Raw genomic sequence first — 15845 nt, 5'->3', positions numbered from 1 at the left:
CGTTGCTGCAACGCATCAAAAAACAGCGGCTATTCCGCGGCCATCTGCCCGCGCATGGCGTCGATGTCTTTCAGCGGCGGCAGACCGTAGAGGCGGCCATATTCGCGGCTGAATTGCGACGGGCTCTGGTAGCCGACGCGGTAGCCGGCGGTAGCGACGTCCACACGCTCGGTCAGAAGCAGGCGCCGCGCCTCGTGCAGCCGCAGCTGCTTCTGATATTGCATCGGCGTCATCGCCGTCACCGCCTTGAAATGGTGATGCAGCGACGAGACGCTCATGCTGACGTGATCGGCCAGCGCCTCGATCCGTAGCGCCTCGGCAAAATTCGTCCGCAGCCAGGCGACGGCGCGGGCAACCTTGTGGCTCTGGCTTTCCGCCAGCGTCATATCGAGCAGCCGCGAACCGTCGGGTCCCGTCAGTAGCCGGTAGGAGATCTCCTGCTCGATCAGCGGCGCCATGGCGGCGATGTCATCGGGATTGTCGAGAAGCCGCAGCAGCCGGGCAGATGCATCGATCAGCTCCGGCGGCGCCGTCTTCACGACCAGGCCGCGCGAATCCTCCGGCGACGGCGTGGCGCGCGAAACCTTGGTGCGCGGCAACAGGTCGCTCAGCTTCTCGCTGTCGATGAACAGCGTGAAGCAGAGATAGGGAACATCGGCCGTCGCCTGCGTCACATGCGAGGCGACAGGCAGATCGAGCGACGTCAGCACATATTGACCGGCGCCGTAGACATGCACGTCGGAGCCGACCATCAGCCGCTTGCTGCCCTGGAGAACCAGCGAGAAACTCGGCTTGTAGGCTACGTGCTGCAGCCGTGTCGGACAGCTGCCCTTGAACACATGCAGGTTCTCGATCGCCGTTTCGGAATTCCCGTCCTTCTTGGCATAACGGGCAATGATCGATGTCATCTCATCGAAGGGGCCAATATGTAACGTCATAACATTACCGTTTATTTTCTTGATATTACGCCTGCGGCGCTTGCCCAAATGATGGGATGGATCGTGCTCTTGCGCAAGGAGATTTGCAGGATCGTACAAAAAGCTTGCAGGATCGCTATACCGCTTTTGATGCGACCCGGGGCATAGTCCGCCATCCCTTCCACCCTCCCTGAAATGAAGGAAACTACCCATGCCCATCGCAAAAGGCTACGCCGCTACCGATGCATCCAAGCCGCTGACGCCGTTCACCTTCGAACGCCGCGAACCCAATGCCGATGACGTCGTCATCGACATCAAGTTTGCCGGCATTTGCCATTCGGACATTCACACTGTCCGCAACGAGTGGAAGAACGCCGTTTATCCGATCGTTCCGGGCCACGAAATCGCCGGCGTCGTCACCGCCGTCGGATCCGCCGTCACCAAATTCAAGGTCGGCGACCACGTCGGCGTCGGCTGCTTCGTCGACAGCTGCGTTGGCTGCGCCAGCCGCGATGTCGACAACGAGCAGTACATGCCCGGCCTCGTCGGCACCTACAACAGCGTCGAAGCCGACGGCAAGACGGCGACCCAGGGCGGTTACTCCGACTCGATCGTCGTCAAGGAAGGCTACGTCCTGTCCATTCCGGAAAACCTGCCGCTCGACGCTTCCGCGCCGTTGCTCTGCGCCGGTATTACCCTCTATTCGCCGCTGAAGCACTGGAATGCCGGCCCCGGCAAGAAGGTAGCAATCGTCGGCATGGGCGGTCTCGGCCATATGGGCGTGAAGATCGGCGCCGCCATGGGCGCTGACATCACCGTGCTCTCGCAGTCGCTGTCGAAGAAGGAAGACGGCCTGAAGCTCGGCGCCAAGGAATATTACGCCACCAACGATGCCGAGACCTTCACGAAGCTCGCCGGCACCTTCGACCTGATCATCTGCACGGTCAGCGCCGAAATCGACTGGAATGCCTATCTCGGCCTGCTCAAGGTCAACGGCTCGATGGTCGTGGTCGGCGCCCCCGAAAACCCGATCCCGGTTCACGCCTTCTCGCTGATCCCGGGCCGCAAGAGCATCTCCGGCTCGATGATCGGTTCGATCAAGGAAACCCAGGAAATGCTGGATTTCTGTGGCGAGCACAACATCGTTTCGGAGATCGAGAAGATCAACATCCAGCAGGTCAACGAAGCCTACGAACGCGTCCTGAAGAGTGACGTCCGCTACCGCTTCGTCATCGACATCGCCTCGCTGGCAGCTTGATTTTTGTGAGGGTGGTGCCAAACGCACCACTCTCATTCCTTTGCTCGTCACAGAGACGAGGGGCGCTAGGAGGACCGCCGCCTTGCAAAAAGCGGAAGCCCGGCCCCCCTAATTCTCCTCCCGCATCGTCTCCTTCTGGGTAATCAGCCGTGCGCTGTGCTGGCCACTGAGATAGATCCACAGCCAGCTCCAGGCGACGGCGAAGCGCGAGCGGGTGCCGATCAGGAAGTAGATGTGGGCAAGGCCCCAGACCCACCAGGCGAGCCACCCTTTCAGCTTGATCCTGCCGAAATCCATGATCGCCGCGCTCTGGCCGATCGTAGCGAGGCTGCCCTGATGCCGATAGCGGAAATCGCCGGGCGGCTGCCTGCCCGCGATCCGGGCGCGAATGACCTTCGCGGCATAGGCGCCCTGCTGCTTGGCGGCCGGCGCAATGCCCGGCACTGGCTTGCCGCCCTCCTGGATCACCGACGCCGTGTCGCCGATGACGAAGACATCGGGTAGGCCCGGCGCCGTCAGGTTCTTCTCGACCACGGCACGCCCTGCCCGGTCGGCCTCCACACCCAGCCATTTCGCCGCCGCCGACGCCTGGACGCCGGCAGCCCAGACGATCGTTCGGCTCGGAATGAATTTCTCGCCGATCGATACACCCTCGGCACTGCAATTGGTGACGGGTTCGCGAAGATGCACCTCGACGCCGAGCTTTTCGAGCTCGCGCTGCGCGTAGGCCGACAGCTCCTCGGCAAAGGCCGGCAGCACGCGCGGCCCGGCCTCGACCAGCACCACCCGCGTCTTGTGGGTATCGATGTTGCGAAACTCGCCGGGCAAGGTCTTGTGCGCCAGCTCGGCGATGATGCCGGCCAGTTCCACGCCTGTCGGACCGGCACCAACGATGGTGAAGGTCAGGAGCGCCTCGCGGGCAACGGGATCGGTTTCGACCTCGGCACGTTCGAAGGCGATCAGCAGGCGGCGGCGGATGGTCGTCGCGTCCTCCAGCGTTTTCAGCCCGGGCGCCACCGGCTCCCACTCGTCGCGGCCGAAATAGGCATGCGTCGCACCGGTCGCGAGCACCAGCGTGTCGTAAGGTAACGACATCCCGTTACGCAAGGTGACGGTCTTTGCCGCGGTATCGACACCGGCGACCTCGCCGAGCAGTGTCGTTACGTCAGGACGGTTGCCATAGAGATGGCGGATCGGCCAGGCGATCTCGGAGGTGGAAAGGATGGTCGTTGCGACCTGATAGAGCAGCGGCTGGAAAAGATGATGGTTGCGCCGGTCGACGAGCGTAATTGCCGCGCCTGCGCCCTTCAGATCGTTGACGAGCTGCAGCCCGCCGAAACCGCCGCCGACAACGACGACGCGATGTTCGCTCATGACAACCCCCTTGTGCGCCATTCAGCCAACGCCAATGTCGTCAATTCCGCGGGGCTTTCAATGGGTGTTTGCGAATAGCTCCCTTGCGCTTAGCCGGCATAACCGACGGGAATGGTGGTGCCGCTCTTCAATATCTCCATCGAGATCGATGCCGAGACGTCGAAGAGCTCTATCTTGCGGACGATCTGCTTGTAGATCACGTCGTAATGCTCGACGCGCGGCAGAACGATCTTCAGGATATAGTCGTGATTGCCGGTCAGCCTGTGCGCCTCGACGATCTCAGGAACGCTGCTGATCGCCCTGCGGAAGCTCTCGATCCATTCATCCGAATGATGCGCCGTCTTGATCAGTGCAAAGACGGTGGTCGGCACGCCCATCTTTTCGCGGTCGAGGACAACGATCCGCCGGGCGATATAGCCGCTTTCCTCCAGCCGCTGGATGCGCCGCGAGCAGGCCGAGACCGACAGCGAAACACGCTCGGCAAGATCGCTGACGGATATGCCTGCGTCCGCCTGTAGCAGGTCGAGAATCTTCCGGTCGCGATCATCCAGCATTGCCAAACCTTAAATTGACGCCGATTTTTTGCACATTACCGGAGAATGGCGCAAACTCAAAGCCGCTTGCTGCAATATCGCCCGAACAATGCAAACATTCGGCGCCGCACCTGCGGCATGATTTGCCTATCGAAATCAAACAAACGGGAACACGGAAATGCGGACAATCGGCCTGATCGGCGGCATGAGCTTCGAAAGCTCGGCAGTCTACTATCGCCTGGTCAACGAGATGGTGCGCGAGCGCCTCGGCGGCCTCGCCTCGGCCGAAGTGCTGATGCATTCCGTGAATTTCGAAGAGATCGTCTCGATGCAGAAGGCCGGCGATTGGGATGGCGCGGCGCGCCGCCTCGGCGACGTTGCGCTGAAGCTCCAGGTCGGCGGCGCCGACTGCGTGCTGATCTGCACCAACACCATGCACCTGATCGCCGAACAGGTCGCCGCGCGCATCTCGGTGCCGCTGATCCATATCATCGACGAAACGGCTTCGGCGCTGAAGGCTGCCGGGCGCAAGCGCCCCCTGCTGCTCGCCACCCGCTACACGATGGAACACGGCTTCTATGCCGACCGCATGAAGAGCCTCGGCGTCGAGATCGCCGTGCCGGAAGCCGAAGACCGCACCATCGTTCATGACATCATCTTCAGCGAACTCTGCGCCGGTAAAGTACTGGATTCCTCGCGCGAAAAGCTGATGCGGATCATCGAACGCGAGATGGCCAAGGGTGCCGACAGCATCATTCTCGGCTGCACAGAAATCTGCCTGATCCTCGATCCGAACAATCTACCGCTGCCGGGCTTCGACACCACGACGATCCATGCGAAGGCTGCGATTGAATTTTCACTGGGTGCCGATCGCAAGCGGGAAGCCGCCTGATAAATATTTGACTCGGTCAACTAAATAATGGACAAGATCTCCAACAGGAGATTTTGTCCATGATCGATTCAGCGCTCATCGAAGCCGCCCGCGATTTCAACCGCTTCTACACGAACCTGCTCGGCGTGCTGAACAAGGCCTATCTCGATACGCCCTTCACGCTGACAGATGCACGGGTGCTGTTCGAAATCGGCTCGCATGACGGCATCGGCGCCGCCGCACTTGCCGCCGATCTTCATCTCGACCCTGCCTATCTCAGCCGCATCCTCAAGCGCTTCAAAGCCGAAGGCCTGGTCGAGACTGAGGCCGATCAAAGTGACCGGCGCAGCCAGACCATCCGCGTCACCAGCAAGGGACAGGCGCAGTTCGAGGATTTCGGCCGCCGCTCCAATGCCCAACTGGCCGAGCGTTTCGACCGTCTGGCAGATGGCGAGCCGCAGAGCGTCGTGTCCGCAATGCAGACGATCCGCTCGCTTCTCGATCCCAAGACAAAACTGACCGCCCCCGTCATCCGTGCCCACCGCCCCGGCGACATGGGCTGGATCGTCCAGAGCCAGGGCAAGGCCTATGTCGAGGAATATGGCTGGAACATGCGCTTCGAAGGCCTCGTCGCCGAGGTCGCCGGCAAGTTCCTGGCGAATTTCGATCCCGCCATGGAATATTGCTGGATCGCCGAGCGTAACGGCGTCAACATCGGCTCGGTACTGATCACCAATGGCGGCGACGGCATCGCCAAGCTCCGGCTGCTCTATATCGACAAGGCGGCGCGCGGCCTCGGCCTTGGCAGAACGCTGGTCAACGAATGCATTCGCTTCGCCCGCACAAAGAATTACCGGCAGATCTCGCTCTGGACCAACGACATCCTGCATTCGGCGCGGGCAATCTACGTCAAGGCGGGATTCCAGCTTGTCTCCGAAGAGAGACACAGCATGTTCGGCACCGAAGAGAACGGCCAGATCTGGGTGCTCGATCTCTAAAATCAGCCGTCACGAATATTTCGCTTGATTTGGAAACGATCATTTCCTAATTGAGTGAGCCATGAGCACGCTTGCCCCCGAAGATATAAGCCGCAGCCGCGGCCGCCCGCGCGAATTCGACATGGACGCCGCCCTCGACAAGGCGCTCGCCGTCTTTTCCGAACGCGGCTACCACGCCACATCGATCAGCGAACTGACCGAGGCGATGGGACTGACCTCGGGCAGCGTCTACAAGGCGTTCAAGGACAAGCGCGGCGTCTTCCTCGCCGCCTTCGACCGCTATCGCAAGATCCGGCGCGGCAAGATCACCGAGAGCATGGCGGGTGCCGAGACCGGACGGCAGAAACTGCGCGCCCTGCTCGGCCTCTACGCCGTCTCGTCGCACGGCGAATCCGGCCGCCGCGGCTGCCTCGTCGTCGGCAGCGCCAATGAGATCGCCACCTTCGATCCGGAAGCCGCCAAGCGCATCGAGGATGCCTTCACCTCGAACGAGGAATTCATTCTCGACCTCATCCTGATCGGACAGGCCGACGGGTCCGTTGCGCCGTCGATCGATGCTGCATCGGCGGCTATCAGCCTGCTCTGTGTGATGAACGGCATGCGCGTCGTCGGCAAGACCGGCAGCACCGCGGCCGAAATGAATGCCGTCGCCGACACCGCCATGAAATTACTGACCTGACGCCCGCCCGCCAAAGCAGGTGGCCTGAACCGACTTTTATACCGATCCTCCCCCAGATCCGCATACTGGAGTTCCCATGAGCATTTCCTCAGCAACGGATGAGACGGCCGCCTCCCCGGCCATCTCATCCCTGATGACATTTCTATTTGCAGCCACCTGCGGCCTCGTCGCCGCCAATCTCTATTATGGCCAGCCGCTGGCAGGCCTCATCAGCGCCGATCTCGGCTTCACGCCTGCCGCCACCGGCCTCATCGTCACCTTGACCCAGATCGGCTACGGCCTTGGCCTGCTGCTGATTGTGCCGCTCGGCGATCTTCTCGAAAACCGCCGGCTGATCCTGCTCCTGATCGGCGTCTCCGCCATCGCCCTCATTGGTGCATCCTTCGCCTCGACCCCGGCGCTCTTCCTGCTGGCCTCGCTCTGTATCGGCCTGTCCTCCGTCGCCGTTCAGGTGGTCGTGCCCTTCGCCGCCCATATGGCGCCGGATGCAAGCCGCGGCCGTGTCGTCGGCAATGTCATGAGCGGCCTGCTCTGCGGCATCATGCTGGCACGTCCCTTCGCCAGCTTCGTCGCCGAAGCCTCCTCATGGCACATGGTCTATTACGTCACCGCCGTCTTCATGGTGCTGCTGGTCCTGTTGCTGCGCGCCACGCTGCCGGTCCGCACGCCGCATACGAAGCTGAGCTATGGTGCGCTCCTCGCCTCCATGGGCCATCTCGCCATGACCTCCCGGGTCCTGCAGCGCCGTGCGCTCTACCAGGCCGGCATGTTCGGCGCCTTCAGCCTGTTCTGGACGACGACGCCCTTGCTGCTCTCGAGCCCAGCTTTCGGCTTCAGCCAGAACGGCATTGCGCTCTTCGCCCTTGCAGGCGCTGCCGGCGCCATCGCTTCGCCGATCGCAGGACGCCTCGCCGACCGCGGCCTGACGAAGGTCGCATCGACGCTTGCCATGGTGCTTGCGATGATATCGTTCCTCGTCAGCCATTTCGCCACCGACGGATCGACGCTGGCAATCGGCCTGCTGACGGCTTCCGCCATCATGCTCGACTTCGGCGTCACCACCAACCTCGTCTGCAGCCAGCGCACGATCTTCTCGATCAGCGCCGAACATCGCAGCCGCCTCAACGGCCTGTTCATGGCAACATTCTTCATGGGTGGTGCTGCGGGCTCGGCAATCGGCGGCTGGGCCTACGCCACGGGCGGATGGACGATGACGGCCTGGATCGGCTTCTGCTTCCCGGCCTTCGCCTTCCTGCTCTTCCTCACCGAGGGACGCGGCAAGTAAGCCGCGTCTCAGCCTTCCTAGAACGTTTCCTGGTTATATTGAAGCATTCTGTTGGCTCAAACGGAGTCGGATGATCGACCGGCTGGCGCGCGTCGTAGCCCAGATCTACGACCAAGCCAGCCGCTCGATCAGGCGGCCCGTTTCAGCCAACCCCGCAGGGGCCGGGCATCTTTCCGCCAGGATCAAAGGCGATCGGCTCGACCGTACCGAGGTATGCCCTTCGCCAATCGCCTTTGCCCTGTCGAAAACCTGCTCCGGCAGAATGCTTCAATATAACCAGGAAACGCTCTAGGCATCGAAACGAATTCGGGCGGCGCGAACGGCTTCATGGTTCGCTTCCGCCCAATTCAGCAAAAGCGCCAGCGTCGCGTAGAGCGAGACGCCAAGCTCGGTGATCCGGTACTCGACGCTCGGCGGCTTCGTCGCAAATACCTCGCGCTCGATATAGCCTTCGCGCTGCAGGTCCCGCAGCGTCTGCGTCAGCATGCGCTGTGAAATATCGGGGATCTTGCGTCTCAGTTCGCCAAAGCGGTACGGCCGCGCTGCAAGCGCTTCTAGCATCAGCGTCGACCATTTTCCGCCGATCTGCTGCATCATGTCCCTGACCGGGCAATTGCCGAAATCGAGCTGCTCGAAATCGATCTCGCGGCGAACGCCGGAGGCCGGCTTGCTCTTCAGGCTGACGACAGTGCCGCTCATCGCGAGTGGTTCCCTTTTGGTAACGTAGAGCTAAAAAACTGCCTCCTTTACAGAAGGACGTCAATTCCTATTTTAGTGCTAGTCTCTTTTAGAGACCATAAAAAGGATAGATCCATGAGCGATACAATTCTCGTCACCGGCGCCGCCGGTCAGCTTGGCCAGCGCGTTCTCCATCACCTGCTTGAGACCTACAAGGTACCCGCTTCACGGATCATCGCCGCAACGCGCGATCCGTCGAAGCTTGCCGGTCTCGCCGCCAAGGGCGTTGCCACCCGCAAGGCGGATTTCGACGATGCCGCGGGCCTCGTCTCGGCCTTTGCCGGCGCAGGCACGGTCCTGATCATCAGTACCGACGCGCTTGCCGTCCCAGGTCAGCGCCTGAAGCAGCATACGGCTGCCGTCGATGCCGCCAAAAAAGCCGGCGTCAAGCAACTCGCCTACACCTCGATGCCCTCGCCCGACAAATCGCTCGTCACCTTCGCGCCCGACCATCTCGGCACCGAGAACGCCATCAAGGCCAGCGGCATTTCCTACACGATCCTGCGCGACGCCTGGTATTTCGACAATTTCATGCATTCGCTGCCGCACAATCTCCAGGGCGGCAAGTGGTACACCGCCACCAAGGGCGGCAAGGTGCCTTATATCTCGCGCGAAGACTGCGCGCTGGCGATTGCCGCCGCTCTCGCCTCCGGCAAGGCCGAAAACAAGACCTACACGCTGACCGGTTCGACCTCCTATTCGATCGCCGATGTCGCCTCCGCCGTCAGCGCCATCACCGGCCGCCCGCTCGATGTCGTCGAGGTCAGCGACGAACAGCTCTCCGCCGGCATGACAGGTGCCGGCCTACCCTCTTTCGTGGTCGAGATGCTGGTGTCTGCCGATGCCAATATCCGCGCCGGCAATTTCGACAGCCTGAGCGGCGACTTCACGGCGCTGACAGGCAGGGAGCCGCAGACGCTTCGCAGCTTCATCGAGGAGAACAAGGCAGCGCTCACCGCCTGAGCGAAGCCTGAGAGCCCGCCGTGCACCACCGCGGCGGGCTTTTCAGATCAGATCTTCTGGCCGCAGGCGCGGCAGAAGCGGCGCACGGTTTCGGCCATCCCGTATTCCAGCGCATCCGCCGTCAGCCCATGGCCGATCGAGACTTCCGCGAGAGCCGGAATACGCTTCACCAACGGCGGCAGATTGGCAACCGTCAGATCGTGACCGGCATTGACGCCGAGGCCGATCGCCAGCGCCGCATCCGCCGTCTTTCCAAGCGCTTCGAGAATGGGGCCGACCCGCTCCGGCGCGTCGTAACAGCCGCCATAGGGGCCGGTATAAAGCTCGATACGGTCGGCGCCGACAGCCTTGGCGATTTTCACCGCTTCCGCATCGCCGTCACCATCGGCAAACAGCGACACCCGGGTTCCCATCGCCTTCAGCTTGGCGATCACATCGGTCAGGAAACGCTCGTCCTTGCGGAAATTCCAGCCGTGATCCGATGTCGCCTGGGTCGGATCGTCAGGCACCAGCGTCACCTGTTCAGGCGCAGCGCTGCGGCAGAGATCGAGAAATTCTTCGGTCGGATATCCCTCGATGTTGAACTCGGCTTCGGGGAATTCGTCGTCGATCAGGTTGCGGATCACCGGCAGGTCGGAGAAGCGGATATGCCGCTGGTCCGGCCGCGGATGCACCGTCAGCCCGCTCGCCCCCGATTTCAGCGCGATGCGGCCAAGGCTTTCGACGCTCGGCCACGGCAGATCGCGGCGATTGCGCAGCATGGCGACGGCGTTGAGGTTCACGGAAAGCGTGGTCGGCATGACGATGATCCATTCGATGGCAGATGCGTGCTCCGCTTTTATGCCAATGGCGCCGCCAAGGCCAACGAGATTCGCAGATGGCAGCATGCAAATTCGTGATGCTTCACGCTGCGTGACGCGATCCGTACCGCAAGGAGTATTTCCCGTTCCGCTGGAAGAAACGCTGACGCTCGCGCAAACGGCATCCGGCTATCTTTTCGCGGCGTTTCAAGCTTTTCCGCCCGCATTGCTATCCTATTTAAAAACGATTATTTTTAGCACTTACAAAAAAGACCGTTCACGCATAACGTGAAGAATATGTATCGAGTTTAGTACGCCGCGTACTGCTTCCTTCCCCAACGACAAGAACGCCTCGAGGAAAACCCCACTCCGCAGCGCCGTCGAAAGCAACTGGCAACCGCATGAGGTGCAACAGTATGCCCTAGGAGGGTTCATGCCAGACGGTTCCAAACGCATGTTTGCTGCCGCCGGCAACGCTTCGGAGGCCCGGTCGAAATACCGGTTCCTGCCTTCTGCCGCGCTGCCGCCGGATCTCCCTGATGGACCGGTGCCAATCGCCGACATGGCGAATGCGTTCGGTGTCACACACAGGACCTTGCATTTCTACGAGGAGAAGGGCCTGCTTTCGGCCAATCGCATCGGCCTGATGCGAGTCTACGGTCAGGACGACGTGATGCGCATGGCCGTCATCAACGTCTGCCGCGAGACCGGCATGCCGATCGCCGTCATCCAGGATCTGATGGATGAGCTTCGCCACGCGCGATCGCAGGAGGAAGCAGAGATCATGTTTCGCGAGGCGCTGGGGGTGCGCAAGCGCGAACTGACGGCCGAGATGTCGACGCTGCACCGTCAGCTGCAGCAGGTCGGTGACCTGCTCGATCTCGACGCCCACGGCGAAATGCCGCCGCTCAACGACAACGAGGATCCCGACGGGCTCTCGGAGAAGGAACGGCGCTGCCTGTCGCTGATGGCCGAGGGCTATTCGACACAGCGGATCGCCAGGGCGCTCAGCCTTTCCCATGACGAGGCAAAGGCACTGGAATCGGCAATCATCCTGAAGTTCCGGGCCAATAACCGCTTCCAGGCGATCGCCAAGGCTGTTCTGCTCGGCATCGTCCAGGTCTGAAGACTGTCCACCGCACCGGAACGGCGTCCGCCACGCCTGATCGCACGATCGTCCCGGCCTATCGAACGATGGTCAAAGTCTCGGCTGCACGGGTGATTGCCGTGTAAAGCCAGCGCTCGCGCGTATCGCGGAAGGCCCAGCTTTCATCGAACAGCACGACATTGTTCCACTGCGAGCCCTGCGCCTTGTGAACCGTCAGCGCATAGCCGTAGTCGAATTCGTCGTAGCGCTTGCGGGTGTTCCAGGGGATTTCACCCTCGACATCCTCGAAGGCCTGCTTCAGCAATTTGATCTTCGCAGCACCACGATCCATGTCGTCGTCTTCCGGACGGATCAACAGGTTGATACCGGGCTTCGTCGTTTCCTTGGAAGACGTCATCACCTGCCACAGCGAGCCGTTGAGCAGTCCCTTGGCCGGATCGTTGCGCAGGCAGACCAGCTTATCACCGGTCTGGGGATATTCGGCATTGAAGCCCTTCAACTCGCGCAGCCGCTGGTTATAGCGCCGCCGCGTCCGGTTGGTGCCGACGAGCACCTGATCGGCCTTCATGACGAGGTCCTGATTGACCTCGTTCTTCGAGATCACCTGCGCGGCGCCATAATCGCCATACATGATCTCGTTGCCTTCGCGTACCTGCATCGCGAGCTTGATGATCGGATTGTCACGCGCCTGGCGGTGAATATCCGTCAGCAGGTAATCCGGATCCTGATTGGTGAAATAGCCTCCGCCCGAAACCGGCGGCAGCTGACCGGGATCGCCGAGCACCAGGATCGGCGTGCCGAAGCTCATCAGGTCCCTGCCGAGCGCCTCGTCCACCATCGAGCATTCGTCGACGATGATCAGCGCCGCCTTGGCGACCGGGCTCTGGCGGTTGATGGTGAACATCGGCGCGATCGAGGTCTTGCCGGTTTCCTCGTCCTCGACCGCCTCTTCGCCGCGCGGGCGGTAGATCAGCGAGTGGATGGTCTTGGCATTCGATGCGCCGCGCGAGCGCAGCACCTGTGCCGCCTTGCCGGTAAAGGCCGCAAACAGCACGTCGCCATCGACATTCTCGGCGAAATGGCGCGCAAGCGTCGTCTTGCCGGTTCCGGCATAGCCGAAAAGACGGAAGAGCGGCGACCGTCCCTCCTTCAGCCATTTCGAAACGGCTTTCAGGGCTTCATCCTGTTGCGGAGCAAATTGCATGATGCGCGACTTGGCAGGATTCGTGCGCCGGACGCAAGGCGAAAACGCCTCTCAGTTGCGCGATCACCAGATTGAAAGCCGGAGCGCGCGCCTCTAGTCTCGCAGCAGTCCGGCGAAAGGGATTCGAGTGAAGAAAACGGCCACGTTGTTTCTCCTGACGGTATCAGCATCGATGCCGGTTGCCGCCCATGCCGACTGGCAACCCGTCGAACAGATCAAGACCTATGCAATCTCCGGCACAACAGGCGCCGGGCTTTACCAGTCGATCGGCGAACGCGGCCCGGCGGCAGGCAACGGTCAGGTCATCGCCCATACGACATTCAAGCTGACATGGACGCGCAAATACGAGGTCCAGCCGGACAAATCCTGCAAGATCACCGTCGCGCGCCCGAAGCTGATCATCATCTACACGCTACCGAAGCCATCCTCGGCGCTTTCGCCCGCCGTGCAGGCAAGCTGGGAAAGCTTCATCTCCGGCGTCGAGACCCACGAGCGCTGGCATGGCGGCACGATCAAGGAAATGGTCAAGCAGATCGAGGGCTACAGCCTCGGCCTCAGCGCTGCCGACGATCCGCAATGCAGGAAGATCAGGGTCACCCTGCAGCAGCGGCTGGGCGAACTTTCGGGTTACCAGCGCCAGCAGGGCCGCGATTTCGACAAGGTCGAGATGGGCGACGGCGGCCATATTCAGGGCCTGATCCTGAAGCTGGTGAACGGCCCCTAACCCTCGAAAGCAAGGAGCTGATGTGACGATACCTGACGCAACGCTCCTGACCCGAAGCACCTATTCCGACCGCGCCTGCGCGCCGGAGGAAACGCTCGCCCGCATTGCCCCGCTGCTTCCCCGCTTCGGCATCACCCGGCTCGCCCGCGTCACCGGCCTCGATTGCATCGGCATTCCGGTCTGGAACGCCATCGTTCCCAATGCCCGGTCGATCGTCGTCAATCAGGGCAAGGGCCTGACCGATATCGACGCCAAGGTCTCCGCCGCCATGGAAGCGCTGGAGCGGGCGATTGCAAGCGATCCGGCATTGACCACGCGCCATTGCAGCGGCCGCGCGCTCACCGCAGACGGCCACGCCTGGCATCCCCTCAACGAACTGATCGCCGCCGGCGCCACCGATATCGAGCCGGACGAGACGATAAGCTGGGTCGCCGGAACAAGCCTCGAGGACGGCAAGACCATCTTCGTCCCGAAGGACGCAATCCTGCTCAACCGGACCATCGGCCATTGCCGCTTCTGGCAATCCTCCGACGGCCTCGCCTCCGGAAACACCATCGACGAAGCGCGCCTTCACGCCCTGCTCGAACGGATCGAGCGCGACGCCTTCGCGCTCTGGCAGATGACGCCGCCTGAGCGTATCGAGGCGATCGCCCCGGAAAGCTTCGCCGATCCGGCCATCGGCGCGCTTTGTGCGAAGATTGCCGCTGCCGGTCTCGCCCTTCGGCTCTTCGAGGTGACCAGCGACATCGGCATTCCCTGCATCGCCGCCCTGCTCGGCCCCGGCAATGTCACCGCTGCGAGACATACCCGCTATGTCGACGTCACCTACGGATGCGGCGCCCATCCCAATCCCATCCGCGCCGCGATCCGCGCCATCACCGAAGCCGCGCAGTCCCGCCTGACCTTCATCAGCGGCGCCCGCGACGATATCCTGCCGGAGGTTTTCGAGCGCCCGCTTCCGCCGGGAACACGCGCACTCTTCGCCGCACCCGTTCGGGACGTGGGGGTCGAGAGGCCCGATCTGCCGGATGGCGCTGCTGCGCTGCTGGCATGCGTGGTGGGCAAGCTCAGCCATACCGGCCTCGGCCCCCCCATCGCCGTCGAGCTGCAAGAACCCGGCCTCGCGATCGCCGTCTCCAAGGTCTTCGTCCCCACGCTGGAAAATCCCGAGGGAGACCGCAAGCACCGTTTCGGCCCGCGCGCGCTCTCGCGGTCGATGGAGTTCCTATGAAGACCGTCTTCGTTGGCCCCACCCTGCCCGATGCCGCAGCGCTGACCGGCGGCCACCTCGATATCCGGCCACCGGCTGCCCAGGGCGATATCCTGACAGCGGTCAGACAGGGCGCAACGGCGATCGGTCTGATCGACGGCTATTTCGAATATGCCGCGCCCGTCTGGCACAAGGAAATCCTCTTTGCGCTCTCCAAAGGAATACCGGTCTTCGGCGCCGCCAGCATGGGCGCGCTGCGCGCTGCCGAATGCGCCGCCTTCGGCATGACCGGCATCGGCAGGATCTATGCGATGTACGCGAGCGGCGCGCTAGAGGATGACGATGCCGTCGCCCAGCTGCATGCGCCGGGCGAACTCGGCTACAAGGCGCTCAGCGAACCGCTGGTCAACATCATGTCGACGCTCGGCGACATGCTGGCGCGCGGCGTCATCGATGAGGCCGAGCAGCAGGCGCTCCTGGCCGCATCCCGCGCCATCTTCTTCAAGAAACGAACCTGGCGATCGATCCTCGACGGCGCAGCACTTCCCGCCGCGCGCTGCAGCGATCTGATGCAATGGGTGGGCGACAACGCGGTCAATCAGAAGCGCCGCGATGCCGAGGAGCTGATCGCAGTGCTTTCGGCTTTCAAGCCCGGAACCGCACCCCTTGTCCGCGATTGGACCTTCGCCCGGACCTCGCTCTGGAACGCCCTTGAAAACGGCATGGAATAAAACGGCGGGCTCGCGTGTCTCATATCCGGCAAAGCAACAAAGCCTGCCGAACGTGAGGAGAGACCGCATGAAAATCGTATCATTCGCAACCGCATTTGCCGTTGCCGCCATGGCTGCGACCGCCGCCTTTGCAGCCGCCCCGGTCCAGACCGTCGAATCCGCCAAGGGCAAGGTTCTTGCCGGCGAAAACGGCATGACGCTCTATACCTTCAAGAAGGACGCCATGGGCACCTCCAATTGCAACGGCGATTGCGCCAAGAACTGGCCGCCGCTCGCCGCCGCTGGCGACGCAAAGGCAGATGGGGCATACTCGGTCATCGATCGCAAGGACGGGACGAAGCAGTGGGCCAAGGACGGCATGCCGCTCTATTTCTGGGTCAAGGACAAGAAAAAGGGCGATGTCACCGGCGATGGCGTCGGCGGCAACTGGGACCTTGCCAAGCCCTGAGTAT

The 15845-nt window shown here is 62.1% G+C and carries 19 protein-coding genes; 13 read left to right on the top strand and 6 right to left on the bottom strand.

Translation table 11 applies throughout. The annotated features are described in order from the left end of the window. Positions 1–29 precede the first annotated feature (29 nt). Positions 30–938 carry an AraC family transcriptional regulator gene (locus AC1DV9_RS05310; protein ID WP_310294736.1) on the bottom strand — a complete coding sequence of 303 codons (909 nt, stop codon included), beginning with the start codon at positions 936–938 and terminating at the stop codon, positions 30–32. 190 nt (positions 939–1128) lie between these two features. Between AC1DV9_RS05310 and AC1DV9_RS05305 the strand changes: the two genes are divergently transcribed. Next, on the top strand, positions 1129–2175 hold the full coding sequence (locus AC1DV9_RS05305) for an NAD(P)-dependent alcohol dehydrogenase (protein WP_112387057.1): 1047 nt from the start codon (positions 1129–1131) through the stop codon (positions 2173–2175). A gap of 108 nt (positions 2176–2283) precedes the next feature. Here the strand turns inward: AC1DV9_RS05305 and AC1DV9_RS05300 are convergent, their stop codons facing one another. Further along, on the bottom strand, positions 2284–3549 hold the full coding sequence (locus AC1DV9_RS05300; protein WP_477946553.1) for an NAD(P)/FAD-dependent oxidoreductase: 1266 nt from the start codon (positions 3547–3549) through the stop codon (positions 2284–2286). 89 nt (positions 3550–3638) lie between these two features. Further along, on the bottom strand, positions 3639–4103 hold the full coding sequence (locus AC1DV9_RS05295; protein WP_477946551.1) for an Lrp/AsnC family transcriptional regulator: 465 nt from the start codon (positions 4101–4103) through the stop codon (positions 3639–3641). A gap of 157 nt (positions 4104–4260) precedes the next feature. On the opposite strand from AC1DV9_RS05295, the gene AC1DV9_RS05290 reads away from it, so the two are divergent. The 5 genes from AC1DV9_RS05290 to AC1DV9_RS05270 all read left to right on the top strand — a co-directional run bounded on the left by AC1DV9_RS05290 (position 4261) and on the right by AC1DV9_RS05270 (position 8207). Beyond that, the gene (locus tag AC1DV9_RS05290; protein ID WP_477946549.1) at positions 4261–4974 is read left to right on the top strand and encodes an aspartate/glutamate racemase family protein; all 714 of its coding nucleotides are present in this window, start codon (positions 4261–4263) and stop codon (positions 4972–4974) included. Positions 4975–5033: 59 nt separating this feature from the next. Then, positions 5034–5951 (top strand): bifunctional helix-turn-helix transcriptional regulator/GNAT family N-acetyltransferase, encoded by a 918-nt coding sequence (locus AC1DV9_RS05285; protein WP_477946547.1) that lies wholly within the window; start codon positions 5034–5036, stop codon positions 5949–5951. Between the two features lie 61 nt (positions 5952–6012). Next, a complete protein-coding gene (locus tag AC1DV9_RS05280) occupies positions 6013–6630 on the top strand; it encodes a TetR/AcrR family transcriptional regulator (RefSeq protein WP_112515950.1) in 618 nt (205 codons plus the stop codon). 76 nt (positions 6631–6706) lie between these two features. After that, positions 6707–7915 carry an MFS transporter gene (locus AC1DV9_RS05275; protein WP_477946545.1) on the top strand — a complete coding sequence of 403 codons (1209 nt, stop codon included), beginning with the start codon at positions 6707–6709 and terminating at the stop codon, positions 7913–7915. Positions 7916–7985: 70 nt separating this feature from the next. Further along, positions 7986–8207 carry a hypothetical protein gene (locus AC1DV9_RS05270; protein WP_477946544.1) on the top strand — a complete coding sequence of 74 codons (222 nt, stop codon included), beginning with the start codon at positions 7986–7988 and terminating at the stop codon, positions 8205–8207. On the opposite strand, the gene AC1DV9_RS05265 is transcribed toward AC1DV9_RS05270, so the two are convergent. Beyond that, positions 8204–8614 (bottom strand): winged helix-turn-helix transcriptional regulator, encoded by a 411-nt coding sequence (locus AC1DV9_RS05265; protein WP_112537706.1) that lies wholly within the window; start codon positions 8612–8614, stop codon positions 8204–8206. The two genes, AC1DV9_RS05270 and AC1DV9_RS05265, sit on opposite strands and share 4 nt — an antisense overlap. Positions 8615–8728: 114 nt before the next feature. Here AC1DV9_RS05265 and AC1DV9_RS05260 point away from each other — a divergent pair, with 114 nt between their 5' ends. Further along, complete coding sequence (locus tag AC1DV9_RS05260; protein WP_477946542.1) at positions 8729–9616, top strand: SDR family oxidoreductase; 888 nt, start codon at positions 8729–8731, stop codon at positions 9614–9616. 47 nt (positions 9617–9663) lie between these two features. On the opposite strand, the gene AC1DV9_RS05255 is transcribed toward AC1DV9_RS05260, so the two are convergent. Continuing rightward, complete coding sequence (locus tag AC1DV9_RS05255; RefSeq protein WP_477946540.1) at positions 9664–10416, bottom strand: pyridoxine 5'-phosphate synthase; 753 nt, start codon at positions 10414–10416, stop codon at positions 9664–9666. Between AC1DV9_RS05255 and AC1DV9_RS05250 the strand changes: the two genes are divergently transcribed. Together AC1DV9_RS05250 and AC1DV9_RS05245 are read left to right on the top strand one after the other, a co-directional pair. Further along, complete coding sequence (locus tag AC1DV9_RS05250) at positions 10415–10708, top strand: hypothetical protein (RefSeq protein WP_162698673.1); 294 nt, start codon at positions 10415–10417, stop codon at positions 10706–10708. The genes AC1DV9_RS05255 and AC1DV9_RS05250 overlap by 2 nt on opposite strands. Positions 10709–10849: 141 nt before the next feature. Further along, entirely contained in the window at positions 10850–11542 is a 693-nt protein-coding gene (locus AC1DV9_RS05245; protein WP_112537708.1) for a MerR family transcriptional regulator, read from the top strand. 58 nt (positions 11543–11600) lie between these two features. On the opposite strand, the gene AC1DV9_RS05240 is transcribed toward AC1DV9_RS05245, so the two are convergent. Continuing rightward, complete coding sequence (locus AC1DV9_RS05240) at positions 11601–12728, bottom strand: ATP-dependent DNA helicase (RefSeq protein WP_112387048.1); 1128 nt, start codon at positions 12726–12728, stop codon at positions 11601–11603. 172 nt (positions 12729–12900) lie between these two features. Between AC1DV9_RS05240 and AC1DV9_RS05235 the strand changes: the two genes are divergently transcribed. The 4 genes from AC1DV9_RS05235 to AC1DV9_RS05220 all read left to right on the top strand — a co-directional run bounded on the left by AC1DV9_RS05235 (position 12901) and on the right by AC1DV9_RS05220 (position 15841). Then, positions 12901–13452: a DUF922 domain-containing Zn-dependent protease gene (locus AC1DV9_RS05235; RefSeq protein WP_477946944.1), complete on the top strand. Its 552-nt coding sequence runs from the start codon at positions 12901–12903 to the stop codon at positions 13450–13452. Positions 13453–13474: 22 nt separating this feature from the next. Beyond that, positions 13475–14683, top strand: a complete 1209-nt coding sequence (locus AC1DV9_RS05230; RefSeq protein WP_477946537.1) for a YcaO-like family protein — start codon at positions 13475–13477, stop codon at positions 14681–14683. Next, positions 14680–15393, top strand: a complete 714-nt coding sequence (locus AC1DV9_RS05225) for a TfuA-like protein (RefSeq protein WP_477946535.1) — start codon at positions 14680–14682, stop codon at positions 15391–15393. Before AC1DV9_RS05230 ends, AC1DV9_RS05225 begins: the two co-directional genes overlap by 4 nt. Before the next feature lie 67 nt (positions 15394–15460). Beyond that, positions 15461–15841: a COG4315 family predicted lipoprotein gene (locus AC1DV9_RS05220; protein WP_112387046.1), complete on the top strand. Its 381-nt coding sequence runs from the start codon at positions 15461–15463 to the stop codon at positions 15839–15841. The last annotated feature ends 4 nt before the right edge of the window (positions 15842–15845 follow it).

Source organism: Rhizobium sp. 01L410 (assembly GCF_056400165.1).
This window is presented reverse-complemented; position numbering and strand designations above follow the sequence as displayed.